Source organism: Sphingomonas sp. (assembly GCF_013812825.1).
Taxonomy (GTDB): Bacteria; Pseudomonadota; Alphaproteobacteria; order Sphingomonadales; family Sphingomonadaceae; genus Sphingomicrobium.
Genome location: NZ_JACCSU010000012.1, coordinates 12,350 through 38,118, shown reverse-complemented (window position 1 = coordinate 38,118; position 25,769 = coordinate 12,350). Strand labels below are relative to the sequence as shown.

31 protein-coding genes, 1 pseudogene and 1 riboswitch are annotated in these 25,769 nt (G+C 67.7%); of the genes and pseudogenes, 14 read left to right on the top strand and 18 right to left on the bottom strand.

Annotation, left to right across the window (positions count from 1 at the left end; all coding sequences use genetic code 11):
• The 3 genes and pseudogenes from H0T81_RS01365 to fdxA form a co-directional block, all read left to right on the top strand.
• A pseudogene (locus tag H0T81_RS01365) lies at positions 1-572 on the top strand (helicase); the annotation flags it as partial.
• Between the two features lie 23 nt (positions 573-595).
• Positions 596-880: a S4 domain-containing protein gene (locus tag H0T81_RS01360; protein WP_294009037.1), complete on the top strand. Its 285-nt coding sequence runs from the start codon at positions 596-598 to the stop codon at positions 878-880.
• Between the two features lie 30 nt (positions 881-910).
• Entirely contained in the window at positions 911-1,249 is a 339-nt protein-coding gene (fdxA, locus tag H0T81_RS01355; RefSeq protein WP_294009036.1) for a ferredoxin FdxA, read from the top strand.
• A gap of 22 nt (positions 1,250-1,271) precedes the next feature.
• On the opposite strand, the gene H0T81_RS01350 is transcribed toward fdxA, so the two are convergent.
• The 3 genes from H0T81_RS01350 to cysD are packed head-to-tail and all read right to left on the bottom strand — an operon-like array spanning position 1,272 to position 4,900.
• On the bottom strand, positions 1,272-2,048 hold the full coding sequence (locus H0T81_RS01350) for a MipA/OmpV family protein (RefSeq protein ID WP_294009035.1): 777 nt from the start codon (positions 2,046-2,048) through the stop codon (positions 1,272-1,274).
• Positions 2,049-2,102: 54 nt separating this feature from the next.
• Positions 2,103-4,004 carry a sulfate adenylyltransferase subunit CysN gene (gene cysN / locus H0T81_RS01345; protein ID WP_294009034.1) on the bottom strand — a complete coding sequence of 634 codons (1,902 nt, stop codon included), beginning with the start codon at positions 4,002-4,004 and terminating at the stop codon, positions 2,103-2,105.
• Positions 4,001-4,900: a sulfate adenylyltransferase subunit CysD gene (gene cysD / locus H0T81_RS01340; RefSeq protein ID WP_294009040.1), complete on the bottom strand. Its 900-nt coding sequence runs from the start codon at positions 4,898-4,900 to the stop codon at positions 4,001-4,003. Before cysD ends, cysN begins: the two co-directional genes overlap by 4 nt.
• Before the next feature lie 117 nt (positions 4,901-5,017).
• Here cysD and H0T81_RS01335 point away from each other — a divergent pair, with 117 nt between their 5' ends.
• From H0T81_RS01335 to H0T81_RS01325, 3 genes are all read left to right on the top strand, one after another.
• Positions 5,018-5,524 carry an EF-hand domain-containing protein gene (locus H0T81_RS01335; RefSeq protein ID WP_294009033.1) on the top strand — a complete coding sequence of 169 codons (507 nt, stop codon included), beginning with the start codon at positions 5,018-5,020 and terminating at the stop codon, positions 5,522-5,524.
• Positions 5,525-5,576: 52 nt separating this feature from the next.
• Positions 5,577-5,666: riboswitch (TPP riboswitch) on the top strand.
• A 38-nt stretch (positions 5,667-5,704) separates the two neighbouring features.
• Positions 5,705-7,606 carry a phosphomethylpyrimidine synthase ThiC gene (gene thiC, locus H0T81_RS01330; protein ID WP_294009032.1) on the top strand — a complete coding sequence of 634 codons (1,902 nt, stop codon included), beginning with the start codon at positions 5,705-5,707 and terminating at the stop codon, positions 7,604-7,606.
• 236 nt (positions 7,607-7,842) lie between these two features.
• Complete coding sequence (locus H0T81_RS01325) at positions 7,843-8,328, top strand: GAF domain-containing protein (RefSeq protein WP_294009031.1); 486 nt, start codon at positions 7,843-7,845, stop codon at positions 8,326-8,328.
• Positions 8,329-8,358: 30 nt separating this feature from the next.
• Here H0T81_RS01325 and H0T81_RS01320 read toward each other — a convergent pair whose 3' ends face one another.
• Positions 8,359-8,814, bottom strand: coding sequence for a YaiI/YqxD family protein (locus H0T81_RS01320; protein ID WP_294009030.1), 456 nt, complete (start codon positions 8,812-8,814; stop codon positions 8,359-8,361).
• 339 nt (positions 8,815-9,153) lie between these two features.
• Between H0T81_RS01320 and H0T81_RS01315 the strand changes: the two genes are divergently transcribed.
• Positions 9,154-9,555, top strand: a complete 402-nt coding sequence (locus tag H0T81_RS01315) for a PRC-barrel domain-containing protein (protein ID WP_294009029.1) — start codon at positions 9,154-9,156, stop codon at positions 9,553-9,555.
• A gap of 220 nt (positions 9,556-9,775) precedes the next feature.
• Here H0T81_RS01315 and H0T81_RS01310 read toward each other — a convergent pair whose 3' ends face one another.
• From H0T81_RS01310 to H0T81_RS01290, 5 genes are all read right to left on the bottom strand, one after another.
• Complete coding sequence (locus H0T81_RS01310) at positions 9,776-10,030, bottom strand: hypothetical protein (RefSeq protein ID WP_294009027.1); 255 nt, start codon at positions 10,028-10,030, stop codon at positions 9,776-9,778.
• A 98-nt stretch (positions 10,031-10,128) separates the two neighbouring features.
• Positions 10,129-10,743 (bottom strand): hypothetical protein, encoded by a 615-nt coding sequence (locus H0T81_RS01305; protein WP_294009026.1) that lies wholly within the window; start codon positions 10,741-10,743, stop codon positions 10,129-10,131.
• A 10-nt stretch (positions 10,744-10,753) separates the two neighbouring features.
• Complete coding sequence (locus tag H0T81_RS01300) at positions 10,754-10,885, bottom strand: hypothetical protein (protein WP_294009024.1); 132 nt, start codon at positions 10,883-10,885, stop codon at positions 10,754-10,756.
• Between the two features lie 115 nt (positions 10,886-11,000).
• The gene (locus tag H0T81_RS01295) at positions 11,001-11,246 is read right to left on the bottom strand and encodes a hypothetical protein (protein WP_294009023.1); all 246 of its coding nucleotides are present in this window, start codon (positions 11,244-11,246) and stop codon (positions 11,001-11,003) included.
• Positions 11,247-11,415: 169 nt separating this feature from the next.
• Complete coding sequence (locus H0T81_RS01290) at positions 11,416-11,952, bottom strand: redoxin domain-containing protein (RefSeq protein WP_294009021.1); 537 nt, start codon at positions 11,950-11,952, stop codon at positions 11,416-11,418.
• A gap of 151 nt (positions 11,953-12,103) precedes the next feature.
• On the opposite strand from H0T81_RS01290, the gene H0T81_RS01285 reads away from it, so the two are divergent.
• Positions 12,104-13,000, top strand: a complete 897-nt coding sequence (locus H0T81_RS01285; protein ID WP_294009019.1) for a hypothetical protein — start codon at positions 12,104-12,106, stop codon at positions 12,998-13,000.
• A gap of 61 nt (positions 13,001-13,061) precedes the next feature.
• On the opposite strand, the gene H0T81_RS01280 is transcribed toward H0T81_RS01285, so the two are convergent.
• From H0T81_RS01280 to H0T81_RS01270, 3 genes are all read right to left on the bottom strand, one after another.
• Positions 13,062-13,247 carry a PspC domain-containing protein gene (locus H0T81_RS01280; RefSeq protein ID WP_294009017.1) on the bottom strand — a complete coding sequence of 62 codons (186 nt, stop codon included), beginning with the start codon at positions 13,245-13,247 and terminating at the stop codon, positions 13,062-13,064.
• A gap of 298 nt (positions 13,248-13,545) precedes the next feature.
• Complete coding sequence (locus H0T81_RS01275; protein WP_294009011.1) at positions 13,546-14,400, bottom strand: SDR family oxidoreductase; 855 nt, start codon at positions 14,398-14,400, stop codon at positions 13,546-13,548.
• A gap of 4 nt (positions 14,401-14,404) precedes the next feature.
• Entirely contained in the window at positions 14,405-14,626 is a 222-nt protein-coding gene (locus H0T81_RS01270; RefSeq protein WP_294009009.1) for a hypothetical protein, read from the bottom strand.
• 195 nt (positions 14,627-14,821) lie between these two features.
• Between H0T81_RS01270 and H0T81_RS01265 the strand changes: the two genes are divergently transcribed.
• From H0T81_RS01265 to H0T81_RS01255, 3 genes are read left to right on the top strand one after another with little or no spacing between them, the layout of a single operon-like run.
• On the top strand, positions 14,822-16,570 hold the full coding sequence (locus H0T81_RS01265) for an ABC transporter ATP-binding protein/permease (RefSeq protein ID WP_294009039.1): 1,749 nt from the start codon (positions 14,822-14,824) through the stop codon (positions 16,568-16,570).
• Positions 16,567-18,351, top strand: a complete 1,785-nt coding sequence (recQ, locus tag H0T81_RS01260; protein ID WP_294009007.1) for a DNA helicase RecQ — start codon at positions 16,567-16,569, stop codon at positions 18,349-18,351. The genes H0T81_RS01265 and recQ overlap by 4 nt, the downstream gene beginning before the upstream one ends.
• Complete coding sequence (locus tag H0T81_RS01255) at positions 18,335-18,742, top strand: TIGR01244 family sulfur transferase (protein ID WP_294009005.1); 408 nt, start codon at positions 18,335-18,337, stop codon at positions 18,740-18,742. The genes recQ and H0T81_RS01255 overlap by 17 nt, the downstream gene beginning before the upstream one ends.
• Here H0T81_RS01255 and H0T81_RS01250 read toward each other — a convergent pair.
• From H0T81_RS01250 to H0T81_RS01230, 5 genes are all read right to left on the bottom strand, one after another.
• Positions 18,739-18,948 carry a DUF2007 domain-containing protein gene (locus H0T81_RS01250; protein ID WP_294009003.1) on the bottom strand — a complete coding sequence of 70 codons (210 nt, stop codon included), beginning with the start codon at positions 18,946-18,948 and terminating at the stop codon, positions 18,739-18,741. The genes H0T81_RS01255 and H0T81_RS01250 overlap by 4 nt on opposite strands.
• Positions 18,949-18,961: 13 nt before the next feature.
• Entirely contained in the window at positions 18,962-19,510 is a 549-nt protein-coding gene (locus H0T81_RS01245) for a DUF924 family protein (RefSeq protein ID WP_294009001.1), read from the bottom strand.
• A 73-nt stretch (positions 19,511-19,583) separates the two neighbouring features.
• Positions 19,584-21,011, bottom strand: coding sequence for a metalloprotease TldD (tldD, locus tag H0T81_RS01240; protein ID WP_294008999.1), 1,428 nt, complete (start codon positions 21,009-21,011; stop codon positions 19,584-19,586).
• Positions 21,008-21,202, bottom strand: a complete 195-nt coding sequence (locus H0T81_RS01235) for a zinc-finger domain-containing protein (protein WP_294008997.1) — start codon at positions 21,200-21,202, stop codon at positions 21,008-21,010. Before H0T81_RS01235 ends, tldD begins: the two co-directional genes overlap by 4 nt.
• Before the next feature lie 66 nt (positions 21,203-21,268).
• Positions 21,269-21,790 (bottom strand): DUF4402 domain-containing protein, encoded by a 522-nt coding sequence (locus H0T81_RS01230; protein ID WP_294008996.1) that lies wholly within the window; start codon positions 21,788-21,790, stop codon positions 21,269-21,271.
• Between the two features lie 101 nt (positions 21,791-21,891).
• On the opposite strand from H0T81_RS01230, the gene H0T81_RS01225 reads away from it, so the two are divergent.
• From H0T81_RS01225 to H0T81_RS01215, 3 genes are all read left to right on the top strand, one after another.
• On the top strand, positions 21,892-22,821 hold the full coding sequence (locus H0T81_RS01225) for an ABC transporter ATP-binding protein (RefSeq protein WP_294008995.1): 930 nt from the start codon (positions 21,892-21,894) through the stop codon (positions 22,819-22,821).
• A gap of 31 nt (positions 22,822-22,852) precedes the next feature.
• Complete coding sequence (gene nadB, locus H0T81_RS01220) at positions 22,853-24,448, top strand: L-aspartate oxidase (protein WP_294008994.1); 1,596 nt, start codon at positions 22,853-22,855, stop codon at positions 24,446-24,448.
• Positions 24,449-24,666: 218 nt separating this feature from the next.
• A complete protein-coding gene (locus H0T81_RS01215; protein WP_294008993.1) occupies positions 24,667-25,080 on the top strand; it encodes a hypothetical protein in 414 nt (137 codons plus the stop codon).
• 65 nt (positions 25,081-25,145) lie between these two features.
• On the opposite strand, the gene H0T81_RS01210 is transcribed toward H0T81_RS01215, so the two are convergent.
• Positions 25,146-25,700, bottom strand: a complete 555-nt coding sequence (locus H0T81_RS01210) for a cupin domain-containing protein (protein ID WP_294008992.1) — start codon at positions 25,698-25,700, stop codon at positions 25,146-25,148.
• Positions 25,701-25,769: the final 69 nt, after the last annotated feature.

Sequence of the window (25,769 nt, the reverse complement as noted above, 5' to 3'; positions counted from 1 at the left end):
GAGTGCGGGCGCTGGCCGCGATGCTCGCCGATGCCGGTGGAGTCGCGCCGCGCCGGGCGATGCTGGCGCCGATCGCCGCGCTCGATCCGGTCGACCGGCGAGCGCTGCACAAGCTGCGCGTGCGCCTGGGACCGCTGGACCTGTTCGTTCCGGCGCTCCTGAAGCCCGCCGTGCAGCGCTGGCGGGCGGCGCTCGGTGCGGTGCGGTCCGGCCTGCCGATGCCGGAACTGCCGGCAGCCGAGGCGGCGATGCTCGGATCGAACGCCGATCCGCGCGGAGCGGCGCTGGCCTATCGGCGGATCGGCCGCCAATGGCTTCGGATCGATCTCGCCGACCGGCTCGCAAGCCACGCCCACAAGGTGAAGTCGGCGGGCGGCAAGGACCCGGTCGACGCCGAGCTGGCGCGGTCGGTCGGGCTCGACGAGGACTCCATCGCCAAGCTGATGACCGAGATTGGCTTCGCCCGGGCCGGCGACGCGTGGCGCTGGCGCGGCCGGCGGGCACGACGCCCCGACGCCGCCGGCAAGCGCGCGCCCAACGCCTTTGCAGCGCTCGCCGACCTCAAGCGCTGAACCCTTGTCCGACTAGCGGAAATATGAGGATCGACCGCTACCTCCACTGCATCCGGCTGGTGAAAAGCCGCACCCTGGCCCAGGCGCTGGTCGATGCCGGCCATGTCCGCATCGACGGCAAGCGGGTCGCCAAGGCCAGCGAGCCGGTGCGCATCGGAAGCACCATTGCGCTCCCTCTGCGCGACCGAGTCCGGGTGCTCAGGGTGATCGCTCTGCCGGCGCGCCGCGGCCCGGCCGGCGAAGCGCGCGAATGCTATCGGGAGCTCGAGGAACCTCCGGGCGTTGACGCGCCGCGCGCCGGAGCATAGCGGGGCGGCTACAGGGAGCGCGAGTAGCCAATGACCTATGTCGTCACCGACGCCTGTATCCGCTGCAAATATATGGATTGCGTCGAGGTCTGCCCGGTCGACTGCTTCTACGAAGGCGAGAACATGCTCGTCATCAACCCCAACGAGTGCATCGACTGCGGCGTCTGCGAGCCCGAGTGCCCGGCCGAGGCGATCCTTCCCGACACCGAAGGCGGGGTCGAGAAATGGGTCGAGCTCAACACGACTTTCTCCGCGCAATGGCCGAACATCACGCGCAAGAAGGACAGCCCGGCCGACGCCGATGAGCACAAGGGCGAAGAGGGCAAGTACGACAAATATTTCACGCCGGACCCGGGCGAGGGAGACTGACGCTTAAGGCAGCAGACGCGGTTTAGCGGCGGATCGTGAAGGTGTAGCTCAGGCCCAGTCCGCCGGACAGCTGGTTGCGCGAGCCGAATTCGCGAATGATCGGCGATTTGGCGGCATCACCCACCAGCCGCTCGTAGCGGGCAAACCCGAACAGCCCGAACTGCGGACTGAACTGGTAGGATAGCCCGCTGGTGAGCGCGACGGCATGGAGGCCGCCGTCGGGCCGGTACAGCGGCAGCCCCGTTGCTGCGGCCGCCGGGGCGTCCACTCCAAAGAAAGCGCGCTGGTAGCGGCCATCGGAGAGCAGCAGCCGCGGTCCGACCGAGAACACGTAGCGGTCGGCGTCGCGAACGATGTAATCGGCGCCGACGGCGCTGACGAGACCTTTGTGGCCGCCGATGCCCTTGAGGATCTCACCTCTCAAGCGAAAGGAATCGCTGGCGTAGAACTCGGCGAAGGCGCCAGCCTCGATGGTCGTCGGCACCTTGCCGACCGGCGCGCCGACGTCGGAATTCTTTCGGCTGCTCTCGATATTCGCCGCAGGTCCGGCCGCGAATTTTTTCCCGGAGATGAGCCGAATGCCGAAGCTGTCGTCGGGTGCTTCGAAGCGAAACGGGTTCGACCCGCGGGCAATGTCGAGATCCCACAGCGGAGCCACCTCGGTGTCCTCGGCTCCCTTGAACTCCGGCCGCAGCTGAGCTCCGAGCCCGACCCGGACGCGATAGTCGTCGCCGTCTTGCGCCCGGGCAGGGTTCGAGGCGACTACGACAGCGGCGCCGGCGATGAGCAGCAGCTTCATGACCGTGCCGTAACTGCTGTCGCTGGACTTAGTTGCAGGCCGCTGCCGCTTCGCTCAGCGGAGGCGGGGCATCAGCGCCTCGATGACTGCGTCCGCGGCCTCTTCCGGACTCATCCGCGCCGTCTCGATGTGCACCTCCGGCTGCTCGGGCGGCTCGTAGGGGCTGTCGATGCCGGTGAAATTGGCGAGCTCGCCGGCGCGCGCCTTGGCGTAGAGGCCCTTGGAATCGCGCCGCTCGGCCTCGGCCAGCGGAGTGTCGACGAAAATTTCGATGAACTCGCCCTCCGGGATCATCTTGCGGGCCATCTCGCGCTCGGCCCGGAACGGCGAGATGAACGCGGTCAGCACGATGAGGCCCGCGTCGGCCATCAGCCGGGCGACCTCGCCGACTCGGCGGATGTTTTCGATCCGGTCGGCGTCCGTGAAACCGAGGTCGCGGTTGAGCCCGTGGCGGAGATTGTCGCCGTCGAGCAGGAAAGTGTGCTTGCCCAGCGCGACCAGTTTCTTCTCGACGAGATTGGCGATGGTCGACTTGCCGGCGCCCGACAGGCCGGTGAACCACAGCACTGCGGGCTTCTGGCCCTTGATCCTGGCGTGGGTGTCGCGGTCGACGTCGAGGTGCTGGCGGTGGATGTTGAGCGCTCGCCGGAGCGCGAAGTGGATCATCCCGGCGGCAACCGTGGCGTTGGTCAGCTTGTCGATCAGGATGAAGCCGCCGAGCGCCCGGTTCGGATTGGAAGCGGGTACCGAATAGCTCTCGAAGACGATGTCGCGGTCGGTCGCGACTTCCGCCACCCCGATCGCGTTCAGGGCCAGGGTCGGCGCCGCGAGATGCTCGAGGCTGTTGACGTTGATCTCGTATTTCGGCTGCTGGACGGTCGCGGTCACCGTCTGGGTGCCGAGCTTCAGCCAATAGCCGCGGCCGGGGAGCAGATCGTCCTCGCCCATCCAGACGATCGTGACCTCGAACTGGTCCGCGGCTTCAGGCGGATTTTCGGCGGCCGCGATCACGTCGCCCCGCGAACAGTCGACCGCGTCGGCCAGAGTCACCGTCACCGACTGGCCGGCGACCGCTTCGTCCAGATCGCCGTCGAGCGTGACGACGCGTTCGATTCGGCTGCGCCGGCCCGACGGCAGGATCCGAACCTCGGTTCCAGGACCGATCCGTCCCGACGCGATCTGGCCGGCAAAGCCGCGGAAGTTCTGGTCCGGCCGGCTGACCCACTGCACCGGCAGGCGCAGCGGCTTGGCGGCATCGTCGGCCGCGCCGAGGGCAACCGTGTCGAGATGGTCGAGCAGGCTGGGGCCACCGTACCAGGGCGTTGCCTGGCTCGGAGCCATCACATTGTCGCCGTTGAGTCCCGAGACGGGGATCGCGACCCAATCGGCGATGCCGATGCTGTCGGCGAACAATCGGTAGTCGGCGCAAATCGCGTCGAACGCCGCCTGGTCGTAGTCGACCAGGTCCATCTTGGTGACCGCGAGGACCAAGCGGCGGATGCCGAGCAGGTGGGCGAGAAAACTATGCCGCCGGGTCTGGGTCAGAACGCCCTTGCGCGCGTCGACGACCAGCACCGCCAGGTCGGCGGTCGAGGCGCCGGTCACCATGTTGCGAGTGTACTGCTCGTGCCCCGGAGTGTCGGCGACGATGAACCTGCGCCTGGAGCTCGCGAAGTAGCGGTAGGCGACGTCGATGGTGATGCCCTGCTCGCGCTCGGCCGAAAGGCCGTCGACCAGCAAGGCGAAATCGATCGCGTCGCCCTGGGTGCCGACCTTCCTGCTGTCGGCTTCGAGGCTGGCCAGCTGGTCGTCGAAAATCTGCCGGCTGTCGTAGAGCAGGCGGCCGATCAGCGTCGATTTGCCGTCATCGACGCTGCCGCAGGTGATGAAGCGCAACATCTCCATCCGGTCCTGGGCGCGCAGCCATTCGGCGACATCGGACGCGGGGCGGTTCAAAAATACCCCTCCTGCTTTTTCTTCTCCATGCTGGCGGCGCCGCAATCCCGGTCGATCGCGCGTCCCTGGCGTTCGGATGTGCTGGTCACCAGCATCTCGGCGATGATGTCCTCGACGCTCGCGGCATCGCTCTCGATCGCGCCCGACAGCGGATAGCAGCCGAGCGTGCGGAAACGGACCTTGCGCAACTGCGGCTGCTCGCCGTCCAGCGGCAAGCGCTCGTCATCGACCAAGAGGATCAGCCCGTCGCGGACGACCGTCGGCCGCTCGGCGGCGAAATAGAGCGGGACCACGTCGATCCCCTCGCGAAGGATATATTGCCAGACGTCGAGCTCGGTCCAGTGGGACAGCGGGAACACCCGGAGGCTCTCGCCCTTGTTCTTGCGGACATTGTACAGCGACCACAGCTCGGGCCGCTGGCGCTTGGGATCCCAGCGGTGGTTGGCGGTCCGGAAGCTGAAGATGCGCTCCTTGGCGCGGCTCTTCTCCTCGTCGCGGCGGGCGCCGCCGAACGCCGCGTCGAAGCCGTGCTCGTCGAGCGCCTGCTTGAGCCCTTCCGTCTTCCACAAGTCGGTATGCAGCGGGCCGTGGTCGAACGGGTTGATCCCGCGCCGCTCGGCTTCCGGGTTCTTGTGGACGATCAGCCGGACTCCGGGTTCTGACGCGACCTTGTCGCGAAACGCGTACATGTCCCGGAACTTCCAGCCGGTGTCGACGTGCAGCAGTGGGAACGGCAGCGGGCCCGGAAAGAACGCCTTTTGCGCCAGGCGCAGCATCGCGGCCGAATCCTTGCCCATCGAGTAGAGCATCACCGGCCGCTCCGCCTCGGCGACGGTTTCGCGCAGGATATGGATGCTCTCGGCCTCGAGCCGGTCGAGATGGGTCAGCGAACGCATGGCCACCCTGATGCCGCTCCTTGCGCCTGGAAGGAAGAGGTGAGCGCGCGGCAGTTCACTCGATAGTCAGCTTGGCGGCCCCATTCCCGCCCCGAACACCGATATTGGAGAACTAGCTTGCCCCATCCATTCCGCCACACCGTGGCGCCGCTGATGCTGGTCGCCCTCGCGTCGGCAGCGAGCGCTCAAACGACCGCCGGGCAGTCGCAGGCCCCTAGTCGAGCCCAGGTCGCGCAGGGGCTGGATCAACGGTTCAAGGCGCTCGATACCAACGGCGACGGCACCATCACCAAGGCCGAGATGGACGCCGCCGAAGCTCGCGCCCGGCAACAGGCCGCGGCGCGCATCGCCAAGCGCGCGGAAGAAGGTTTCGCCAAGCTCGACACCGACAAGAACGGCCAGCTGAGCCTTGCCGAGTTCAAGGCGTCGATCCCGCCCGTGCAAGCTGGGGCCGCCGCCGCGGTTCTGCAGCGGCTCGACGCCAACAAGGACGGCAAGATCACCCGCCAAGAGTTCGGAGCGCCGACGCTGGCGACGTTCGACCGCCTCGACACCAACAAGGACGGCAAGATCAGCGCCCAGGAGCGCAGCGCCCGGCGGAGTTCGGCCCGGACCAGCCGATAAAAGCCGCCTAAGGCGCTGGCGCGGCGCCCAACGAGCGCCTAACAGGCTCCCATCCCCGGGGAACCGCGCGAGCGGTTGAGAGGCGGCCGTCCGGGCCGCGACCCGTTGAACCTGATCCCGTTGACGCGGGCGTAGGGAGGGAGCGCGGCGACGCCATCCCTCCGTCTGAGGAGATGAGCGATGGCCGATGCACCTGCGCGAACGGAACTAAAAGTTACCACCGGCCCGATCCGCGGCTCGCGCAAGATTCACCTCGGCGAGCGAGCGAATCTTGGCCGGGGCGTGGCGATGCGGGCCGTCGACCTCGAGCCCACGTCGGGCGAGCCGCCGGTGATCCTCTACGACACCAGCGGTCCCTACACCGATCCGGCTGAGCGCATCGACATCCTGGCCGGGCTGCCCGAGCTTCGCCGCGACTGGATCCGCGGCCGCGGCGACGTCGAGGAGATCGACCAGCGCGAGGTCCGCCCAGAGGACAATGGCCAGCTCGGCCCCGACCGAAGCGGCGGAGTTGCCCCCTTCCCGTCCGTGCGCAAGCGCGTAGTGCGCGCCCGCTCCGGCCAAAACGTCACCCAGATGCACTACGCCAAGCGAGGGATCATCACTCCAGAAATGGAGTACGTCGCCGAGCGGGAAAACTTGGGTCGAAGTATCACTTCGACCCAGACACGCGACGGCCAAAGCTTCGGCGCCGCCATCCCCGATCTGGTCACTCCCGAGTTCGTCCGCGACGAGGTCTCGCGCGGCCGGGCGATCATCCCCGCCAACATCAACCACCCCGAAACCGAGCCGATGGCGATCGGCCGCAACTTCCTGGTCAAGGTCAACGCCAACATCGGCAACAGCGCCGTGGCTTCGGACGTCGCGGCCGAGGTCGACAAGATGGTGTGGGCGATCCGCTGGGGCGCCGACACGGTGATGGACCTGTCGACCGGCCGCAACATCCACGACACCCGCGAATGGATCATCCGCAACTCGCCCGTGCCGATCGGCACGGTGCCGATCTACCAGGCGCTCGAGAAGGTCGGCGGGGTGGCCGAGGAGCTGAGCTGGGAAATCTACCGCGACACGCTGATCGAGCAGGCCGAGCAGGGCGTCGACTATTTCACCATCCACGCCGGGGTGCGGCTGCCCTACGTGCCGATGACCGCCGACCGGGTGACAGGAATTGTCAGCCGCGGCGGCTCGATCATGGCCAAATGGTGCCTCGCCCATCACCGGGAGTCGTTCCTCTACGAACGGTTCGACGAGATCTGCGAGATCATGAAGGCCTATGACATCGCCTTCTCACTCGGCGACGGCCTGCGCCCCGGCTCCATCGCCGACGCCAACGACCAAGCCCAGTTCGCCGAGCTCTACACGCTGGGCGAGCTGACCAAGAAGGCATGGGAGCACGACGTCCAGGTGATGATCGAGGGCCCCGGCCACGTGCCGATGCACAAGATCAAGGAGAATATGGACAAGCAGCTGGCCGTGTGCGGCGAAGCGCCGTTCTACACGCTGGGTCCGCTGACCACCGACATCGCGCCGGGTTACGACCATATCACCAGCGGCATCGGAGCGGCGATGATCGGCTGGTTCGGCACCGCGATGCTTTGCTACGTGACCCCCAAGGAGCATCTCGGCCTCCCCGACCGCGACGACGTCAAGGTCGGAGTCGTCACGTATAAATTGGCCGCCCACGCCGCAGACCTCGCCAAGGGCCATCCGGCGGCGAAGCTGCGCGACGACGCCCTGAGCCGCGCGCGCTTCGACTTCCGCTGGCGCGACCAGTTCAACCTGTCGCTCGATCCCGACACCGCCGAGCAGTTCCACGACCAGACGCTGCCCGCCGAAGGCGCCAAGACCGCCCACTTCTGCAGCATGTGCGGCCCAAAATTCTGCTCGATGAAGATCAGCCAGGAAGTGAGAGACTTCGCGAAGGCCAACCCCCACCCGTTCGTCCCGAGCAAAGGGGAGGGGCCCTCGGAAGCCGAAATGGCCGGAGCCGAGATGTCCAATCAGGACATCGACGCGGGCTTTGCTCAAATGAGCAAGCGCTACCGCGACGGCGGGGATTTATACGTTCCCGCAGGGGAGTAGCTCGAAACCCGCTGCGCCTCTTCAATGTCAAGGAATCGCATTCTTCGACCGGATCGAAGAAAGGTGACATTGACCACCGATTCACCGGCGGGCCGACGCAATCCCTCCCTTGGTGCCCACCGGCGACGATGCCCTCATCCAGATTGCGGTGACAGTGTGCTCAACAATGATAGCCCAAAGCCTTGTATCGGCTCCCCTTCGGGCCCACCCTGCGCCGGTAAGAACGGGGGCAAGCCGTGCAAGACCTGAAAACTGAAGCCATCGCCCTTGGGCGCGACGAGCGACTGCGCGCGATTCTCCTGCATATCTGCGACACGACCGGCATGGGGTTCGCGGCGGTGGCGCGGGTGACCGAGCGGCGCTGGATCGCCTGCCTGTGCGAGGACCGGATCGGGTTCGGGCTCGATCCGGGCGGTGAGCTCAAGATCCACGAGACGATCTGCGACGAGATCCGAGACAGCGGCGAGGCGATCGTGTTCGACGATGCGAGCGACGACATCAAATGGTCGCGGCACCCGGTCCCGGTCATTTACGGCTTCAAGAGTTATTGCGCGTTCCCGGTCTACCTCGAGGACGGCAGCTTCTTCGGCACGCTGTGCGCGATCGACCCGGCGCCCCGCCACGTGACCGACGAGGCCATCGTCGCCATGTTCACCAGCTATGCGCGGGAAGTCGGCGCAATCCTGTCGCGGGCCCTCGCCCAGGCCCCGGCCGAACAATAAGGGGCGGCTCACTTCCTCTGCCTCACGGCCCTACGGCCGGCCCAACCGCACCAATGCCTCATCCAGCGCCTGCAGGAAGCGCGAGCGGTCCGCCTTGGCGAACGGCGCCGGGCCGCCGGTCACGCCGGCCCCGGCGCGCAAATCGGCCATGATCGCCCGCGTGGCGATCGCGCTGCCGATGCTCGCGCTGGTGAACGGCTTGCCGGTGGGGCCGAGGACCGTCGCTCCGGCCTTGAGGCAGCGGTCGGCCAGCAGGATGTCGCCGGTGATCACCACCGTCCGCGCGTCCGACTGCTCGACGATCCAGTCGTCGGCGGCATCAAATGCGTCGCCGACCAGCACCCGCTCGACCAGCGGATGATCGGGCACGCGGATCCGCGAGTTGCTGACCACCTTGACCGGCACGGCGCGGCGGAAAGCGACCTTGTAGATTTCTTCTTTCACCGGACAGGCGTCGGCGTCGACCAGGATCCGGACCTCGCTCATCGCAGCCCTCTAGCGCGGTCACTTTTCGCTGTCCTATTTGGAATTCGCCTGCTCCACGCTGACGGGTGCACGGTCACCACCTTTCCCGACACCCACGTCCCCTTGCGAGCGACTCACGCGCGTGCAGTGCGATTTTGCGACTTTCCGCGGCCGTTCGGAGGCCGGCGCTCGCCGTTCCTCGGCGAGCCGTGCTCCAGGCGCTCCGAAGCTCGCAACCCCGGCGGCGCCCCTTCGTTGGTTGAGTGAAGGCGCGGTTTTTTCCGCGTCCTTGCGCGACGCCGCGCCTCTCGAGCGCCGATCCGCGCACCCATTCGCACATTAAAAAGGAGGCATCGTACGATGACCACTACCACCCAGACGCGCCCCCCCGCCCCTGATGTCGTCGACAAGAACGAGACTCATCAGATGATCGCGTCCGACAAGGTCGAAGGCACGCAGGTTTTCGACCGCAATGGAGAGAAGCTCGGCACCGTCCGCAAGGTGATGATCGGCAAGTTGGACGGCCAGGTTCGCTATGTCGTCATGAGCTGCGGCGGCCTGTTCGGATTTGGCGAGGACAGTTTCCCGCTGCCGTGGGACGGACTCGACTATGACACCAAGCTCGGCGGCTTCAAGCTGAAGGGCGTCACCAAGGAGGATTTCCAGCGCGACAAGGCGCCCAGCCACGGCCGCGACGAGCAGCCGAACTGGTCGGAGGATTATGACCGGAAGCTCCGGCTCTACTATATCCGCACCGCCTGAACGGCGAGCGGTCGGACCGGCGCGACCGCCGGTCACGGGAGGGCGGCCCACCGGCCGCCCTTTCTTCGCCCCGCTCGCGCGCACCGGCGCGCATGAGTGCGGCTTTGCGACTGATCGGGACCCCTTCGACACCTCGGCCTGGGCCTCTCGCGTGCGCGCACATGAAAAGGGGCGCCCGCTTCTCGCGAGCGCCCCGTACCAGCGCGTGCTCTCCGCTGGATTACGTGCCGTTGGCGAGGTTCGCGTCTGCGTCGTTGGTCGTAAGGTCGTTGACCACTGCGTTCTCGGTCGAATTCATGCCATCGGCCGCGTTGACCGTCGTGTTCATGTCCATTCCGGCGTTCATGTCCATGCCCGCGTTCATGTCGGTCAGATTCGCGTCCATGTTGGCGGCGTTGTTCTCCTCGCCTCCGCCGGCGCAGGCGGCGAGCCCGGCGATTCCGGCGGCGATCGCGAGCGACTTGATGATGTTCATCCTGTTTTCCCCTGGTTGGTGAAGCCGCCACTAAGCGCTCGGGCGGCCAAATCGGTTCCTCGGCTGAATCAACCCTGCTGAGGGACCCGCTTGATCGATTAGCCCTTCCACCCCCACGGCAGCGGCGGCGGGGGCACCGGCCGGGTGAGGTCGAACTCGGCCCGGAAATGGCGCTCGGCGGGCCCGGCCGGCCGGCGCAGCTCGTAGGCGTACGTGCGGTCCGTGACCTCGACCGCCCAGACGTTGGTCACCGACCGATCGAGCTTGTTCGCGCGGAACAGGGCAATCGATTCCGCGTCGACCGGGAATTCCTGCCGGCTCGCCGTGCCCGGCCCTGCGGTATCGCCGCCGTACATCGTCACCGCGTCGGGGGCGCCGTCCTTATGCCGGTGGTCGTGCTTGAGCCTGAGGCCGCTCGAGGTGCGCGAAATGATCCAGGTTCGCGAGCGGTCCTCGCCGACGTGGAACGGGATTCGCACCTCGTTCGGGGCGCAGCGCGCGACGTGCATCACCAGCGGCTTGCCGGCCATGTCGGCATCGGCGGGATCGCTCGTCACCAGCCGCCCGGCGAACGCCTTGCCGCACAGCGCCGCGAGGCGGGCCATGAACTGCTCCTGCGGATGAGCCGGGCGGTGAGGCTGGGGCAAGGTCGAGCAGCCGGCCGCCACCGATGCGCCGAGCGCCAGCGCTCCGGCCCGCCGCGAAACGCGCATTCCCGCGCCCTCAGCCTTTGAAATTGTCGAGGCCGCGGACGACTCCTTCCTTGGTCGAAGGGTTGGACGCGTTCTGCTTCTTGCCCTTGTCCGCCTTGGGCTTGCGGATTTCCTTGCTCGATCGTTTCTGGCCCTTGGCCATGGTCGCTCTCCCGGCTCGGTGCGCCCGATGGCGCTCCCTATCGGCGGCTATAAACGCGAAACGGGCGCCTGTCTTGCCGACAGGGCGCCCGCCCCGATGATCACCGGTGAACCGATCAGTAGCCGGTGTTGCCGGCGGCGTTGTTGGCGGCCGCGTCGGCGTTGGCGCCGTCCGTCATGTTGGCGTCATTGCCGAGGTTGACGTCCATTTCGTTGGCGGCATTGGCGTCCATGGTGTCGAAATTGTCCGCCGGCATGACGAGATTGGCGTCCATATTGTCCGCGTTCTCCTCGGCAGCGCCGCCGCAAGCCGCGAGCGCCGAAAGGCCGATGGCGACGCCGAGCGTGGTGATGATCTTCATGACATTTCCCCTGTTGTGAAAACTGCCGCTACTTAGCGCACAGGCGAACGAAATGGTTCCGATTGCGTAACGGCGGCAGCCGTCGAATTCGCGCAGTTCGGTCAGCGCCGAGTTGCGCTCGGCACTCCGGCGCGTGCCGTCCGGGCGAACCGGCGGCCGACCGCGTTAACTATCGTTTCTTCAGCCCCTTCACCGCGGCGAGCGTCTTTTTAACGTGTCCGGACCAATCGAGCTTCGAGTGGACGAAGGCAATTCGGCCGTTGCGGTCGATCACGTAGCTGGTCCGGTTGGACATCGTCGTCAGCTTGCCGACCACCGGCATCGCCACGTCATAGGCGTTGACGGTCGCCGCGGTCGCCGTGGCCACCGGGAAGGCGTTGCGGCACTCCTCGACCGAAAAGCGCTTCAGGGTGGGCAGGTCGTCGGCGGACATGCCGATCACCCGCGCGCCGGCCTTGCGGAACTCGTCGCTGGCCTCGCTGAACGCGCGGGCCTCCAGCGTGCAGCCCTTGGTGAACGCCTTGGGGAAGAAATAGAGGACCACCGGGCCTTTGCGCAGCTCGCGCTTCAGGTTCAGCTGGAACGGCTTGCCGGCCATCGCCCCGGTGGTGACGAAATTCGGGGCCTTGGCGCCGACCGGGAGGGCGGCCGCGGCCGGGCTCGCCGCCGTGATTGCCCCAGCCAGGCCGAGCAGCAGCTTGCGCATTGTCCATCCTTTACGAGTCTTTTCGCCATCGCGGGGATTGCTCGCCACGGGAGCTTGCGTAACTGCCCCCGAACGCCTCCACTGTCCAGCCGGCGCAACCGCCGTCGCCGCCGCGGGTTGGTTGGCGAACGCAAGGAACAAGGGAGCCGCGATGCGCACTTCCATTTTGCTGGTGACCGCGCTGCTGGCCGCCGGCTGCTCCCGACAAGAAGGGCCGGAGGAGAACATCGGCCGTCCCGATGCCGGCGAGAATGTCGCCGCCGTCGATGCCGGCACTCCGGCCGCCACCGATCCCGCCGCCCCGGGTTCGCCTGGCTGGGACCTGCAGTCGAGCGGCGAGGGCGTGGCCCTGGCGCTGCTGTCGGCGTCGGGAAGCACCGCGATCCGGCTGTTCTGCCCGGCCCGAAAGAATGAAATCCTGGTCAACGTCCCCTCGTTCCGGCCGATCGGCAGCGAGGAGCGGCTGTCGTTCGGGAGCGGCGGCGAGGCGGCGGCGCTGGTCGCCGATCCACGCGGCGACTCCCAGCGCGGGGGAGTGAGCGGCCGCGGCGCCGTTCCGGGCAAGCTCATGGCGCTGGTCTCCGGACCGGTCGCGGCAAGCTACGGAGCGCAGTCCAGCGGGCCGCATCCGGCTCCGCCGAGCAATCTGGCGCGCGCGTTCGTGGGCGCGTGCGCGCAAGGCAAGGCTAAACCCGCACCGCAGCCCCCGCCGCAGCCGGCCAGCGCCTGCTTGACCCAGGACGGCAAGCCGGTCCCCGCCAACCGCATCCGGGCGATCGGCACCGAGCCGTTCTGGGGCGCTCGAATCGAGGGGCGCTGCGTCACCTACTCGCACCCCGAGGACCAGAAGGGCACCCGCGTGTGGACTCGATTCAGCGGAACGACGACCAACGGCAGCTGGGTGGGGGCGCTCGGCGGCTCGCCGTTCGTGCTTCGCACCCGGCCGCGGCCGGGGTGCTCGGACGGGATGTCGGACAATCGCTATCCGATCGCGGTCACTCTGACCGTCGGCGGGGAGCAGCGGAGCGGTTGCGCGCTGCCGCTTTAGGGGTTCGAGCTGGAGGGCGGTCGCGAAGAATGAGGAAAATGGGGCTGGCCGGTCCGGCGCTCTAGCGGTCGGAAGCGAGCCAGCCGGTCAGCACGTAGAGCAGGATCATCACCGGTCCGGTGACCAGGGTGGCGACGACCAGGCCGAGGCGGATGACGAGGGCATCGATGCCGGTCCAGTCGGCGAACCCGGCGGCGACTCCCATCACCTTGCCCTGCTCGCGGTTGAGAAGAAAACGCTGGTTCATTGGAAACTCTTTCTTTGGAAGACTTGGCAACCGGCCCTTAGGCGATCGGAAGCGCGCTGGTCGCCGAGCTGACGAACACGAGCGAAGTGATGATGGCGGCGGCGAAAGCAGCGGCGGTCTGGCGGATCGAATTGGTCATTGGAAACTTCCCTTTTTTGTCGTGCGGACCCGGGATCGGGTCCACGCCAACAACATTGCAGGAAGCGTGCCAAATGCAAAAAGTGCTGTGTTTTCAATAGACGCCGCAGCGGCCGGGTAGAATTTACCGGTCTATCGCGCCACGGCTTGGTGAAATTTCCTACCCGTTGACGACGACCCCGCCATTCGGGTGAAGCGTCTGGCCGGTCATGTAGCTCGAGTCCTCGCAGGCGAGGAACAGGAAGGACGGGGCCACTTCGTTCGGCTGCCCGGCCCGGCCCATCGGCGTATCCTTGCCGAATTCGGGGATCTTCTCCTTCGGCTGGCCGCCGAACGGATTGAGCGGCGTCCAGATCGGGCCGGGAGCGACGGCGTTCACGCGGATGCCGTCCTCGACGAGAGCCTGCGACAGCGAGCGGGTGAAAGCCGTGATCGCCCCCTTGGTCGCGCTATAATCCAGCAGCAGCTCGGAGCCCTTGTACATGGTCACCGATGTGCAGTTGATGATCGCAGCGCCTTCCTTGAGATGCGGGCGGGCCGCCTGGGTCAGATAGAACATCGAGAAGATATTGGTCTGGAAGGTCCGACGCAGCTGCTCTTCGCTGATGTCGCGGATGTCCTTCTCCCAATGCTGCTCGCCGGCGTTGTTGACGAGGATGTCGAGCCGGCCGAGTTGCTGAACGGTCTGGGCGACCGCGCGCTCGCAGAAGCTCTTGTCGCCGAGGTCGCCGGCGATCGCGATCGCCTTGCGGCCTTCCTTCTCGACGATCTGCTTGGTCTTCTCGGCGTCGTCGTGCTCGCACAGATAGAGGATGGCGATGTCGGCGCCCTCGCGCGCGAACAGGGCCGCGACCGCCCGGCCGATGCCGCTGTCGGCGCCGGTGATCAGCGCGACCTTGCCTTTCAGGCGATCCGACCCGTCGTACCGCGGCTCCCAGTCGGGCTTGGGTTCCAGCTCGCTCTCGTGACCGGGCTGCTCGTCTTCATGGATCATCGGTTCGATGACGTCGGGCATCGTCTTACTCCTTGGCGGCGATCCCCGCCCCTTCCTCGCCGAAGGCCTCGATCGCCGACTGGTCCTGGTCCTCCTCCTCGGGCGCCTTTTCGACCGGCGTGGTGCCGTCCTTGCCCAGCGTGAAGGAGGTCCGGTTGCCGTCGGCGGGATCGTCGGACATCTGGTTCTTCTGGTTCGCCGCCCTTTGCGGCGCGTCGTCGAGATGGTGGTTCTGGTTCTTGCTCATGGGATCGCTCCTCGCGAAGAAAACCGACCGCTCCGTCGCCGGTTCCGACGGCCGATCATCCCGCCGATCCCAGCGCTTCGCGAATTGCCGTTTGCCCGCGGCCCTGCACGTTCCTACCTTTGGCGGATGCGGGACGCGGCGGCATTGACGGAGCGGGGGAGCGGGGGCTTGCCGGTGCTGCTGCGCTTCCTGCCGATGCTGTGGCCGAAAGGCGAGACCGAGCTCAAGGCGCGGGTCATCGCCGCCGTGCTGCTGGTCCTCGCTGGCAAGGCGGCAGTCCTGCTGATGCCGTTCGCCTACAAGGCGATCATCGACCGAATGTCGGCAGGAGCCGTCGCGTTCGGAGTCGTTGCCGGGCTGGTCGTCGCCTACAGCGTCGCGCGCTTCGCCGGAGTGCTCGCCGACAACCTTCGCAACGCATTGTTCGAAAAGGTCGGGCAGCGCGCCGCCCGCAAGCTCGCCGGCCGCGTATTCCGCCACGTCCACGATCTGTCGCTGCGCTTCCACCTCGAGCGGCGCACCGGAAGCCTGACCAAGATCGTCGAGCGCGGCACCAAGAGCATCGACATGATGCTCTATTTCCTGCTGTTCAACATCGCCCCGACGGTGATCGAGCTGGCGGCCATCTGCGTCATCTTCTTCGTCAAGTTCGGCCCCGGCCTGGTCGCCGCGACGCTGGCCATGGTCGCGGTCTACATCGTCTTCACGAGGCTGGTCACCGACTGGCGAGCGCGCGTCCAGCGCGAGATGAACGAGGTCGACAACCGGGCGATCGGCCGGGCGGTCGACTCGCTGCTGAATTACGAGACGGTCAAATATTTCGGCGCCGAGGAGCGCGAGGCCGGGCGCTACGACCAGGCGATCGGCGCCTACGCCGAGGCGGCGGTCAAGAACGAGACGTCGCTCGCCTGGCTCAACATCGGCCAGTCGCTGATCACCAATCTGATGATGGCCGGGGCGATGATCTTCACGGTCTGGGGCTGGAGCCAGGGCCGCTTCACTCCGGGCGACGTGGTGCTGGTCAATGCGCTTCTGATGCAGCTGTTTCGGCCGCTGGACATGCTCGGGTGGGTCTACCGCTCGATCCGCCAGGGGCTGATCGACATGGAGGCGATGTTCGAGCTGATGGACACTCCGGCCGAGGTCGTCGACCAGCCCGGAGCGCCGCCGCTTCAGGTCACGCGCGGCCACGTCCGGTTCGAGAAGGTGCGCTTCGGCTACGAGCCGGGGCGCGAGATCCTGAAGGGCCTCGACCTCGATGTCCCGCCGGGCAGGACGGTGGCGGTGGTCGGCCCGTCGGGCGCCGGCAAGTCGACGCTCGCGAGGCTGCTCTACCGGTTCTACGACCCGACCGCCGGGCGCATCACGATCGACGGGCAGGACATCGCGCGGGTTGAGCAATCGAGCCTTCGGGCGGCGATCGGCATCGTCCCCCAGGACACGGTGCTGTTCAACGACACCATCGAGTACAATATCGCCTACGGCCGCGACGGCGCCGGACGGGCGGAGGTCGACGAGGCGGCTCGCGGAGCGGCGATCGACGGTTTCATCGCCGCCCTTCCCGACGGCTATGAATCGATGGTCGGCGAGCGCGGCCTCAAGCTGTCGGGCGGCGAGAAGCAGCGCGTCGCGATCGCCCGCACGCTGGTCAAGGACCCGCCGATCCTGGTGCTCGACGAGGCGACATCCGCGCTCGACAGCCGCACCGAGCAGGCGATCCAGGACACCCTCGACCGGGTCGCTCAAAGCCGCACCACGATCGTCATCGCCCACCGCCTGTCGACGGTCGTCGGCGCCGACCAGATCGTCGTCCTCGATGACGGCCGGGTCGCCGAGCGCGGCACCCACGACAAGCTGCTCGAGGCGAACGGGCTCTACGCCGAATTGTGGTACCGCCAGGCGGCCGAGCGCGTCGTCGAGGAAGCCGCGGAGGCCGCCGAATGAGCCGGGACGCGAGCGAAATCCTCAGCCGAGTGTTCGGCTTTGCCGAGTTTCGCGGAGTGCAGAGCCAAGTGGTCGAGCGGGTGATGGCCGGACGGCCGACGCTGGCGGTGATGCCGACCGGGGCCGGCAAGTCGCTGTGCTACCAGCTGCCGGCGCTCGCGAGGGACGGCACCGCGCTGGTCATCTCGCCGCTGATCGCTCTGATGCACGACCAGATCCGCTCGGCCGACACGATGGGCATCCGGGCCGCGTCGCTGACGTCGGCCGATGACGACCGCGAGCGGACTGAGCAGCGGTTTCGTTCGGGCGAGCTCGACCTGCTCTATGTCGCGCCCGAGCGGGCGACGACCGAAGGCTTTGCCCGGCTGCTCGAGGGCGTGCCGCTGGCGCTGATCGCGATCGACGAGGCGCATTGCGTCAGCGAATGGGGCCACGACTTCCGGCCCGACTACCGTCTGCTGAGGCCGCTGCTCGACCGGCGGCCGGACGTGCCTCGGCTGGCGCTGACCGCGACCGCCGACGCGCGCACCCGCGGCGACATCCTCGCCCAGCTCGGAATTCCCGAGGACGGGTTGGTGATCGCCGGCTTCGACCGGCCCAACATCCGCTATTTTGTCCAGCCGCGCGACGGCATCGGCGGCCAGCTCAAGCAATTGCTCGGCGATCAGCCGGGGCCGGGGATCGTCTATTCGCCGAGCCGCGACAAGGCCGAGCGGCTGGCCGAACAGCTCGCTGCGACCGGCCGTCGGGCGCTGCCCTACCATGCCGGCCTCGACCCCGGGGTCCGGGCCCGCAACCAGGCGGCGTTCGTGCGCTCCGAAGACATGGTGATGGTGGCGACGGTCGCCTTCGGGATGGGCATCGACAAGCCCGACGTCCGGTTCGTCGCCCACGCGGCGATCCCCAAGTCGATCGAGGCGTTCTACCAGGAGACCGGCCGCGCCGGGCGCGACGGCGAGCCGGCCGAGGCCTGGCTGTTCTGGTCGGCCGAGGATTTCGCGCTCGCCCGGCGGCGGATCGAGCAGGACGTCGAACCGGAGCGGCGGCCGGCCGAGCGCGAGCGGCTGAACGCGCTGGCCGCGTTCGTCGAGGCCGCGTCGTGCCGGCGAGCGATCCTGCTCCGCCATTTCGGCGAGCAGCCGCCGCAAGCCTGCGGCAATTGCGACAATTGCCTGTGGCCCCCGGCGACCATCGACGCGACCGAGGTCGCCCGCAAACTGCTGTCGGCGGCGTTCCGCACCGAGATGCGCTTCGGAGTCGCCCATCTTGCCGACGTGCTGGCCGGCAACGACAGCGAGAAGGTGCGCGGCTTCGGCCACCACCGATTGTCGGTGTTCGGGATCGCCTCGCCGGACGAGCAGGCGCTGGTGCGACCGGTCGCGCGCGCCTTGATCGCCCGCGATGCGCTTCGAGCCGACGCTTATGGCGGGCTGTCGTTCGGGCCCGCGGCCAAGCCGATCCTCAAGGGCGAGGAGGCATTGACCATCGCGGTGCCGCCGCCCAGGCGCAAGCGCTCGCGCCGGCGCGTCGAGGGCCCGGCCGATCCGATGTTCGAGGCGCTGCGCGCCGTCCGCCGCGACCTCGCCGCCGCGGCCGGGGTTCCACCCTATGTCGTGTTCCACGATTCGACCCTGCGCGGGATCGCCGATGAGCGGCCGCGCACCCTTGCCGACCTGTCGCGAATCCAGGGCGTGGGCGAGGCCAAGCTGGTGCGCTATGGAGAGGCGATGCTCGCCGCGGTCGCGGCCCAGGAGGAGGCTCAGAATGTTGCGCCAGCTTGACGACAAGACGCTGGTGAGCGGGCAGATCAGGCCCGACGACGTCCCCGAGCTTCGCAGCCAGGGCGTCACCATGATCGTCAACAATCGGCCCGACTGCGAAGACCCGGGCCAGCCGCTCGGCGCCGAAATCGAGGCGGCGGCCAAGGCAGCGGGGATCGAGTACCGCCACGTTCCGATCGTTCGCGGCATCGGGCCGGCCGACGTCGATGCGGTCCGCGAAGCCATCCGCGACTGCGGCGAAGGCAAGCTCCTGCTCTATTGCCGGGCCGGCAACCGCTCGACCCTGGCCTGGGCGGTCGCCCGGGCCGAGGACGGAGTTTCGCGCGACGAGCTCGACCGGATCGCCGCCAAGGTCGGTGTCGACCTCTGCGCGGTCGCGCACCTGCTCTAGAGCAGCCCTTCCTCGACGAGCAGCCGGGCCGCCTCGTCAAACTGCTCTTCGAGCACCATCAGCCGGATCGGCATGATCGAGCCGAGCCCGATGTTGTTCATGCCCTCGTCGAACAGAATCGCCTCGAAACCCTCGGCCTCGAGCAGCAGCCGGGCGAGGTCGGCCTCGACCTTGGTCTGGAATCGGGCGAGCTCGACCAGCGCCATTACCTCAACGCTCCTACCACGGGACCACGTCGCCCGCGGCCGCCTCCGCCGGTCGCGGCGCCCGGCCGAGGGTCGCGTTGCGGTGCGGAAAGCGGCCGAACCGTTCGATGATCTCGTGGTGCTTCCTCGCGTAGCCGAGCAGATCGTCGTCGCCGAGCGCGGTGAACAAGGCGAGCGAGCGGCGCTGGTCGGCGAGGGCCTCGCTGTGCTGGAACGGCATGTAGAGAAACGAACGTTCGCGCGGCTCGAGCTGGTCGTCGAAGCCGCGACCGACCGCGGCCCGGGCGATGGCCAGCGCCAGATGATCGGTCGCGAACTGCTCGGAATGGCCGCGGAACAGGTGGCGCGGGAACTGGTCGAACAGGATGACGGCGGCGAGCGCGCTCAGCGGATCATCGAGGAAGCTTGCGACCGGGAGCTCGCGCTTGATCGCCCAGAGCTTGAGGAAGCGGCGGCGGATCGCCTCGTCGAGCTCGGGATCGGCCTTCCACCAGCGCTCGGGCTCGAGCCCGAACCAGAACCGCAGGAGCTCGCCGCGCCATTCGCTTCCTTCCTTCGTCATTGCGAGGAGCCGAGGGCGACGCGGCAATCCACCTGGATTGCTTCGCTACGCTCGCAAAGACGGGATGGGGCGCTCAAGCCGCCGTGCCGCCGACCGTCAGCCCGTCGATCAGAAGCGTCGGTTGCCCGACTCCGGCGGGCACCGTCTGGCCGCCCTTGCCGCAAATACCGACGCCCTCGTCGAGCGCGAAGTCGCTGCCGACGCCCTTGACCCTGGTCAGCACGGTCGGCCCGTCGCCGATCAGAGTCGCGCCCTTGATCGGGGCGCCGATGCGGCCGTTCTCGATCTTGTACGCCTCGGTGCAGGAGAAGACGAACTTGCCGTTGGTGATGTCGACCTGGCCGCCGCCGAAGCTCTTCGCGTAGATGCCGTTTGGAACGCGCTCGATCAGCTCGGCCGGGTCGTCGCTGCCGCCGAGCATGAAGGTGTTGGTCATCCGCGGCATCGGCGCGTGGGCAAAGCTTTCGCGCCGCCCGTTGCCGGTCGGCTCCATGCCCATCAGCCGGGCGTTCAGCCGGTCCTGAAGATAACCTTTGAGGATGCCGTCCTCGATCAGCACGGTGCGGCCGGTCGGAGTGCCCTCGTCGTCGATGGTCAGCGAGCCCCGGCGATCGGGGATCGAACCCTCGTCGATCACCGTCACTCCGGGCGCCGCGACGCGCTGCCCGATTCGGCCCGAGAAAGCCGACGTGCCCTTGCGGTTGAAGTCGCCTTCAAGCCCGTGGCCGATCGCTTCGTGGAGCAGCACTCCGGCCCAGCCCGAGCCGAGCACAACCGGCATCTCGCCGGCCGGAGCGGCAACCGATTCCAGGTTCACGAGCGCCTGCGCCAAAGCGATGTCGATCACCCGGTTCCACTGCGCGGGATCGAACAGAGCGCCGTAGAGATAGCGCCCGCCGAGCCCGTGATAGCCGGTCTCGCGGCGGGCGCCGTCCTGCGCGACGATCTGGACGTTGAGGCGCACCATCGGCCGGACGTCGGAGGCGACGAAGCCGTCGGCGCGAACGATTTCGATGACGCTCCAGCTGCCCGCGATCGACACGCTGACCTGCGCGACCCGCGGGTCCCGGGCGCGCGCCGCGGCGTCGATCTGCTGGCACAAAGCGACCTTCTGAGCGAACGGGATCGCCGACAGCGGATCGTCGGGGCCGTACATCGACTGGTTGGTCCGGCGCGGCGGCGGCGCCGAAGCGGCGCTCGCCGGGTCGAGCAATCGCATGGTCGCCGCGGCGCGTTCGATCGCCGCCGAGCTGATCTCGTTGGCGTGGGCAAAGGCGGTCGTCTCGCCGGCCACTCCGCGAAGCCCGAAGCCCGACGACGTGTGATAGTCGGCGGTCTTCAGCCGGCCGTCGTCGAAGCCGAACGCCTCGCTGGCGCTGTACTGAAGGTAGAGCTCGCCGTCGTCGCAGCCCGACAGGTGCCGCGCGGCATGGCTCCTGGCCTCGTCCGGATCGAGCATTCCCTCGCGGTACAGGAAGCGGCGCGGATCGCCGGCGGTCATGGCTGCTGGTCCGCGGGCCCGCCTTCGAGCACGAAGCGGCGGTCGCAATAGCCGCACTCGACGAAGCCGGTCTCGGGCTCGATTCGAAGGAACACCCGGGGGTGACCGAGCGCGGCGGGAATTTCGCCCGAGCCGTCGCAGGCGACCTGAACGGTCTTCACTCGGATGGTCTCGGGCGGCGGGATCGGCATCGCGCCGCCCTAGCAACCGCTCCTGCCCGCTTCAATGACGACCCGCTTCACGAACGGGCGTAGGGCTTACGGATACTGGATTTCGACGGTGAATGTGCCCAGGTACAGGCCCTCGACCTGGTTGGCGTTGACGAACAGCGTCCCGCCGACCTTGAACTCGAAAGCCTCCTGGGCGGCGACCGTCCGCCGCGCATTCCCGGACATGGTCCAGTTGGAGACGGTCATGGTTTCGGTGCCGTTGACGCGGGTGACCGTAATCGGATCGCGCGGGATCCGGATGATCACCACCGCCCTGATCGGCGAAACCGCCTCGAACAGCGCCGCATAGGGCGTTCCGCCGGCGTGCAGGACTCCGCCCGTGGTGGTCATCGTGTCGGTGTTCGGATTGACGATCGCGGTGCCCGCAGTGGTCACCGAGAGGCTGGCGAAATTGAGATCCTCGAGCTTGCGCACGGTTGCCGGCGGAGTGATCCGGACGGTGCTCCTCGCGTCCTTGTCGGGCGCCACCGGCGCGGCCTGCGCGAGCGTCGGCGCAACGAGCGCCGCGAGGCCCACGAGGAGGCCGCGGAAGTGGAAAACACCGGTCATCGGCCCGCGCGATAGGCCGTTAAGTTCAAGATCAATCTAGCGAAGAGGGTAAAACACGCGTTTACTTGTCGCTCGCGGGGCCGGTGCCTATGCCCTCGCAAATGAGTGCAGCCGAGCCCTCCATCCGCATCGAATCGCTGTCGAAAACCTATGCCGGCGGCAAGCTGGCGCTCGACGATGTCAGCTTCGACGTGCCGCGCGGGCAGATCTTCGGACTGCTCGGGCCCAACGGCGCCGGCAAGTCGACTCTAATCAACATCCTTGCCGGGCTGGTAACCAAGAGCGAAGGCCGGGTGACGATCTGGGGCTTCGACATCGACCAGCACCCGCGCAACGCCAAGCGCTCGATCGGCATCGTCCCGCAGGAGATCCTGTTCGACCCGTTCTTCTCGCCCCGCGAGGCGCTCGAGATCCAGGCCGGGCTGTACGGAATCCCGCCGTCGCAGCGGCGGACCGCCGACCTGCTCGCGGCGATGCATTTGACCGACAAGGCGGACGCCTATGCGCGCACTCTGTCGGGCGGAATGAAGCGGCGGCTGCTGGTCGCCAAGGCGATGGTCCATTCGCCGCCGATCCTGGTGCTCGACGAGCCGACCGCCGGGGTCGACATCGAGCTTCGCAAGGAGCTGTGGAATTACGTCAGCTCGCTCAACCGCCAGGGCGTGACGGTCGTGCTGACCACCCATTATCTCGAGGAAGCCGAACAATTGTGCGACCGGATCGCAATCATCCACCGCGGCAAGGTGGTCGCCAACGAGCCGACCCGCGAGCTGATCGCCAAGGCGCAGGAGAAATCCGTCGTCGTCACCTTCGATCACGACATCGCCGCGGTCCCGACCGCTCCGTGCTTCGAGAATATCGCCCTGGTCGACGAGCGGACGCTCGAGATCACCTACCGCAAGGACCAGGTCAACGCCGGCGAAGTGCTCGCGGCGCTGGCCACGGACGGGCTGGCCATCGTCGACGTCTCAACCAAGGATCCGGACCTCGAGGACGTGTTCCTGAGCCTGGTCGGGAAGGGCGTCGAGTGACGCCGACCCGCTCGCCGTTCGGTCGCGGCCGATGAGCAGCTTCGATGTCCTTGTCGTCGGGTCGGGCGCGGCGGGGCTGACCGCGGCGCTCAACCTTGCCGGCACGCACAAGGTCGCGGTGATCGCCAAGGGCGCGCTCGGCGAGGGAGCGACCGGCTGGGCGCAGGGCGGGATCGCCGCGGTGCTCGAGGAAGGCGACAGCTTCGAGGCGCACGTCCGCGACACGATGATCGCCGGCGCCGGGCTCAACGACGAGAAGGTCGTCGAGCATGTCGTCGGAGCCGCCCCCGAAGCCATCGAGCGGCTCGCTCGGCTGGGGGTTCCGTTCGCCGCCGGCTCGGGCGGCGAGCGCTGGCATCTGAGCCGCGAGGGCGGCCACAGCCACCGCCGAATCGTCCATGTCGCCGACGCCACCGGATCGGCGGTTCAGCAGGCGCTCGAGACCGCCGCGGCGAGGCACCCGAACATCCGGCTGGTCCCGGACATGGTGGCGATCGACCTGGTCGCCGGCCGCCACGCGACGAACTTCTCGACCAGCGGCGCGATCCACGGGCTCTACGCCTACAATCGCAAGACAAAGCGCGTCGAGACGCTGGCCGCCCGGGCGACCATCCTTGCCACCGGCGGAGCCGGCCGCGCCTACCTCTATTCGACCGCCCCGCGCGGCGCGACCGGCGACGGAATCGCCATGGCGTGGCGCGCCGGCTGCCGAGTGTCGAACATGGAGTTCATGCAGTTCCACCCGACCTGCCTGTACAATCTTGCAGTCAAGAACTTCCTGATCACCGAGGCGCTTCGCGGCGAGGGCGCGCAGCTCAAGCTCCCGCCCGGGGTCAAGGGCGGCGGGACACGCTTCATGGAGCGGTTCGACGAGCGCGCCGAGCTCGCCCCGAGGGACATCGTCGCGCGCGCCATCGACCATGAGATCAAGCGGCTCGGGCTCGACTATGTCCACCTCGACATCTCGCACCGTGACGCCGATTTCGTCCGGGCGCATTTCCCCAATATCTACGAACGCCTGCTCGGCCTCGGCATCGACATGACCGCCGAGCCGATCCCGGTGGTCCCGGCGCAGCATTATACGTGCGGCGGCGTGGTCGTGGACCTCGACGGGCGGACCGACGCGCCCGGCCTCTATGCCGCCGGCGAAGTCACCGAGTCGGGGCTCCACGGGGCCAATCGGCTGGCTTCGAACAGCCTGCTCGAATGCCTGGTGTTCGGCGAGGCCGCGGCGCGGCACATCGCCGCCAGCTGGGGCGAGCTCCCCGAGCCGCCGCAGATCCGCCCGTGGGACGAAAGCCGGGTGACCGCCAGCGACGAGGAGGTGGTGATCCAGCAGATCTGGGGCGAGATCCGGCGCTTCATGTGGAACTTCGTCGGCATCGTCCGGACCACCAAGCGGCTGGAACGGGCGAAGCGCCGGATCGACATGCTGCGCCAGGAGGTCGGCGAATATTACCGCAACTTCCGGGTAACTCCCGACCTCATCGAGCTCAGGAACCTGCTCGAGGTCGCCGACCTCATCGTCCGCTCGGCGCTGTCGCGGCAGGAGAGCCGCGGGCTCCACTACACGCTCGATTATCCGCAGATGGCGGCCCAAGCGAAGGACACGGTGCTGGTGCCGTGAGCGGGTCGGACGGACACTTCATCTCTAATACATGTTAAGACTTGCACGGGGCATTCGGGTTCGGCCACGCCGGCGGACGCTTTTTTTCCAAACAAGAAGGTAGTTCATAAGTGCAACGACCGACGAGCGTGTTCGCGATCCGGCCGAACTCCGCCGTTTTGGCAGCGGCAGCTTCGCTCCTTTCCGCCTCCGCAGCCGCTTCCCCCGCACCCAATCCGATGCAGTTCTTCGAAGGGCGCACGGTGGGATCTGGAACAGTGCGGATCCTGCTCGGCAAGCCGTTCCGCACCCGCAGTGTCGGGCAGGGCCGCTTCCAGCCCGACGGCAGCATGCTGTTCGTCCAGCAGGTCGAGGAACAGGGCAAGCCGCCGCGCGAGCGCCGCTGGAGCGTCCGGAAGATCGGCCCCCGCCGTTATTCCGGCGCCATGTCCGAAGCCCTCGGACCAGTGGCGATCGACGAAATTCGCGGCCGCTTCCGTTTCCGCTTCCGGATGAAAGGCAAACTGTCCGCCGAGCAATGGCTGATCCCGCTCCCCGGCGGGACCACGGCGCGCAACACGCTGACGATCCGCAAGCTCGGAGTGAAGGTCGGAAGCGGCGAAGGGATGCTCCGCAAGATCGCCGGCCGCTAAGCCGGCCCGGATTTGCTGAATGGCCGCGATGGCCCTCGATTGTCCGCCGAGCCGGAGCCTGGGCGCTAGTTCTTCTTGCGGGGATCGTCGGCCGGGTTGATGTAATCGATCCCCCACGGACCGGTGCTGTTGATCTGAATGACGGTTTCCTCGTCGGCGTGCGCGTAATGCGCCATGCCCGGGTCGAAAGCGAAGAAGCTGCCGGCCGCGAGGCGCTGCGCCTTGGCCTTGTCGGCTGTCTCCCCCATGCCGACGTTGAACGCGCCGGAAACGACGGTGACGATCTCCGGCTTGGGATGGGTGTGCGGGGCAATGCTGTAGCCCGCCGGCATCTTGAGCCGCAGGACGAACAGGCCTTCCTTGGCCGGGTCGCCGTGCAGCACGGCGGCTTGCGCGCCGGCCGGCAGCGAGGGCGGCCCGGCGCCCCAGCTGACCTGGTCCGCAGCGACAATCTTGTGCACCGGCGCGGCGCCCGAAGCGGCGGCCGAATCGGCCGGAGCGGCGGCCGAACTGGCCGGCGGGCTCGACTGCGGCTGATTGACCTCGGCCGTGGTATCGGCCCGGTCGCACGCCCACGCCGCCAGCGCGGCCACCGCGATGAACGCGATCTTGTTGATCATCTTCTTGTCACTCCTGTTGAAAACTGGTGCTTGCGAGCGGTCCGACCGACCCGTTACGACAGCGTGGCG

Bases quoted from the DNA above. Each gene is read 5' to 3' on its own strand.
- H0T81_RS01255 (WP_294009005.1), top strand. From the start codon at position 18,335: ATGTTGCGCCAGCTTGACGACAAGACGCTGGTGAGCGGGCAGATCAGG.
- H0T81_RS01350 (WP_294009035.1), bottom strand. From the start codon at position 2,048: ATGAAGCTGCTGCTCATCGCCGGCGCCGCTGTCGTAGTCGCCTCGAAC.
- H0T81_RS01320 (WP_294009030.1), bottom strand. From the start codon at position 8,814: ATGAGCGAGGTCCGGATCCTGGTCGACGCCGACGCCTGTCCGGTGAAA.
- nadB (WP_294008994.1), top strand. From the start codon at position 22,853: ATGAGCAGCTTCGATGTCCTTGTCGTCGGGTCGGGCGCGGCGGGGCTG.
- H0T81_RS01230 (WP_294008996.1), bottom strand. From the start codon at position 21,790: ATGACCGGTGTTTTCCACTTCCGCGGCCTCCTCGTGGGCCTCGCGGCG.
- H0T81_RS01225 (WP_294008995.1), top strand. From the start codon at position 21,892: ATGAGTGCAGCCGAGCCCTCCATCCGCATCGAATCGCTGTCGAAAACC.
- tldD (WP_294008999.1), bottom strand. From the start codon at position 21,011: ATGACCGCCGGCGATCCGCGCCGCTTCCTGTACCGCGAGGGAATGCTC.
- fdxA (WP_294009036.1), top strand. From the start codon at position 911: ATGACCTATGTCGTCACCGACGCCTGTATCCGCTGCAAATATATGGAT.
- H0T81_RS01245 (WP_294009001.1), bottom strand. From the start codon at position 19,510: ATGACGAAGGAAGGAAGCGAATGGCGCGGCGAGCTCCTGCGGTTCTGG.
- H0T81_RS01280 (WP_294009017.1), bottom strand. From the start codon at position 13,247: ATGAACCAGCGTTTTCTTCTCAACCGCGAGCAGGGCAAGGTGATGGGA.
- H0T81_RS01270 (WP_294009009.1), bottom strand. From the start codon at position 14,626: ATGAGCAAGAACCAGAACCACCATCTCGACGACGCGCCGCAAAGGGCG.
- H0T81_RS01360 (WP_294009037.1), top strand. From the start codon at position 596: ATGAGGATCGACCGCTACCTCCACTGCATCCGGCTGGTGAAAAGCCGC.
- H0T81_RS01210 (WP_294008992.1), bottom strand. From the start codon at position 25,700: ATGATCAACAAGATCGCGTTCATCGCGGTGGCCGCGCTGGCGGCGTGG.
- H0T81_RS01275 (WP_294009011.1), bottom strand. From the start codon at position 14,400: ATGCCCGACGTCATCGAACCGATGATCCATGAAGACGAGCAGCCCGGT.
- H0T81_RS01300 (WP_294009024.1), bottom strand. From the start codon at position 10,885: ATGGCCAAGGGCCAGAAACGATCGAGCAAGGAAATCCGCAAGCCCAAG.
- H0T81_RS01265 (WP_294009039.1), top strand. From the start codon at position 14,822: ATGCTGTGGCCGAAAGGCGAGACCGAGCTCAAGGCGCGGGTCATCGCC.
- thiC (WP_294009032.1), top strand. From the start codon at position 5,705: ATGGCCGATGCACCTGCGCGAACGGAACTAAAAGTTACCACCGGCCCG.
- H0T81_RS01310 (WP_294009027.1), bottom strand. From the start codon at position 10,030: ATGAACATCATCAAGTCGCTCGCGATCGCCGCCGGAATCGCCGGGCTC.
- H0T81_RS01235 (WP_294008997.1), bottom strand. From the start codon at position 21,202: ATGCCGATCCCGCCGCCCGAGACCATCCGAGTGAAGACCGTTCAGGTC.
- H0T81_RS01215 (WP_294008993.1), top strand. From the start codon at position 24,667: ATGCAGTTCTTCGAAGGGCGCACGGTGGGATCTGGAACAGTGCGGATC.
- H0T81_RS01250 (WP_294009003.1), bottom strand. From the start codon at position 18,948: ATGGCGCTGGTCGAGCTCGCCCGATTCCAGACCAAGGTCGAGGCCGAC.
- recQ (WP_294009007.1), top strand. From the start codon at position 16,567: ATGAGCCGGGACGCGAGCGAAATCCTCAGCCGAGTGTTCGGCTTTGCC.
- H0T81_RS01290 (WP_294009021.1), bottom strand. From the start codon at position 11,952: ATGCGCAAGCTGCTGCTCGGCCTGGCTGGGGCAATCACGGCGGCGAGC.
- H0T81_RS01285 (WP_294009019.1), top strand. From the start codon at position 12,104: ATGCGCACTTCCATTTTGCTGGTGACCGCGCTGCTGGCCGCCGGCTGC.
- H0T81_RS01315 (WP_294009029.1), top strand. From the start codon at position 9,154: ATGACCACTACCACCCAGACGCGCCCCCCCGCCCCTGATGTCGTCGAC.
- H0T81_RS01295 (WP_294009023.1), bottom strand. From the start codon at position 11,246: ATGAAGATCATCACCACGCTCGGCGTCGCCATCGGCCTTTCGGCGCTC.
- H0T81_RS01305 (WP_294009026.1), bottom strand. From the start codon at position 10,743: ATGCGCGTTTCGCGGCGGGCCGGAGCGCTGGCGCTCGGCGCATCGGTG.
- cysD (WP_294009040.1), bottom strand. From the start codon at position 4,900: ATGCGTTCGCTGACCCATCTCGACCGGCTCGAGGCCGAGAGCATCCAT.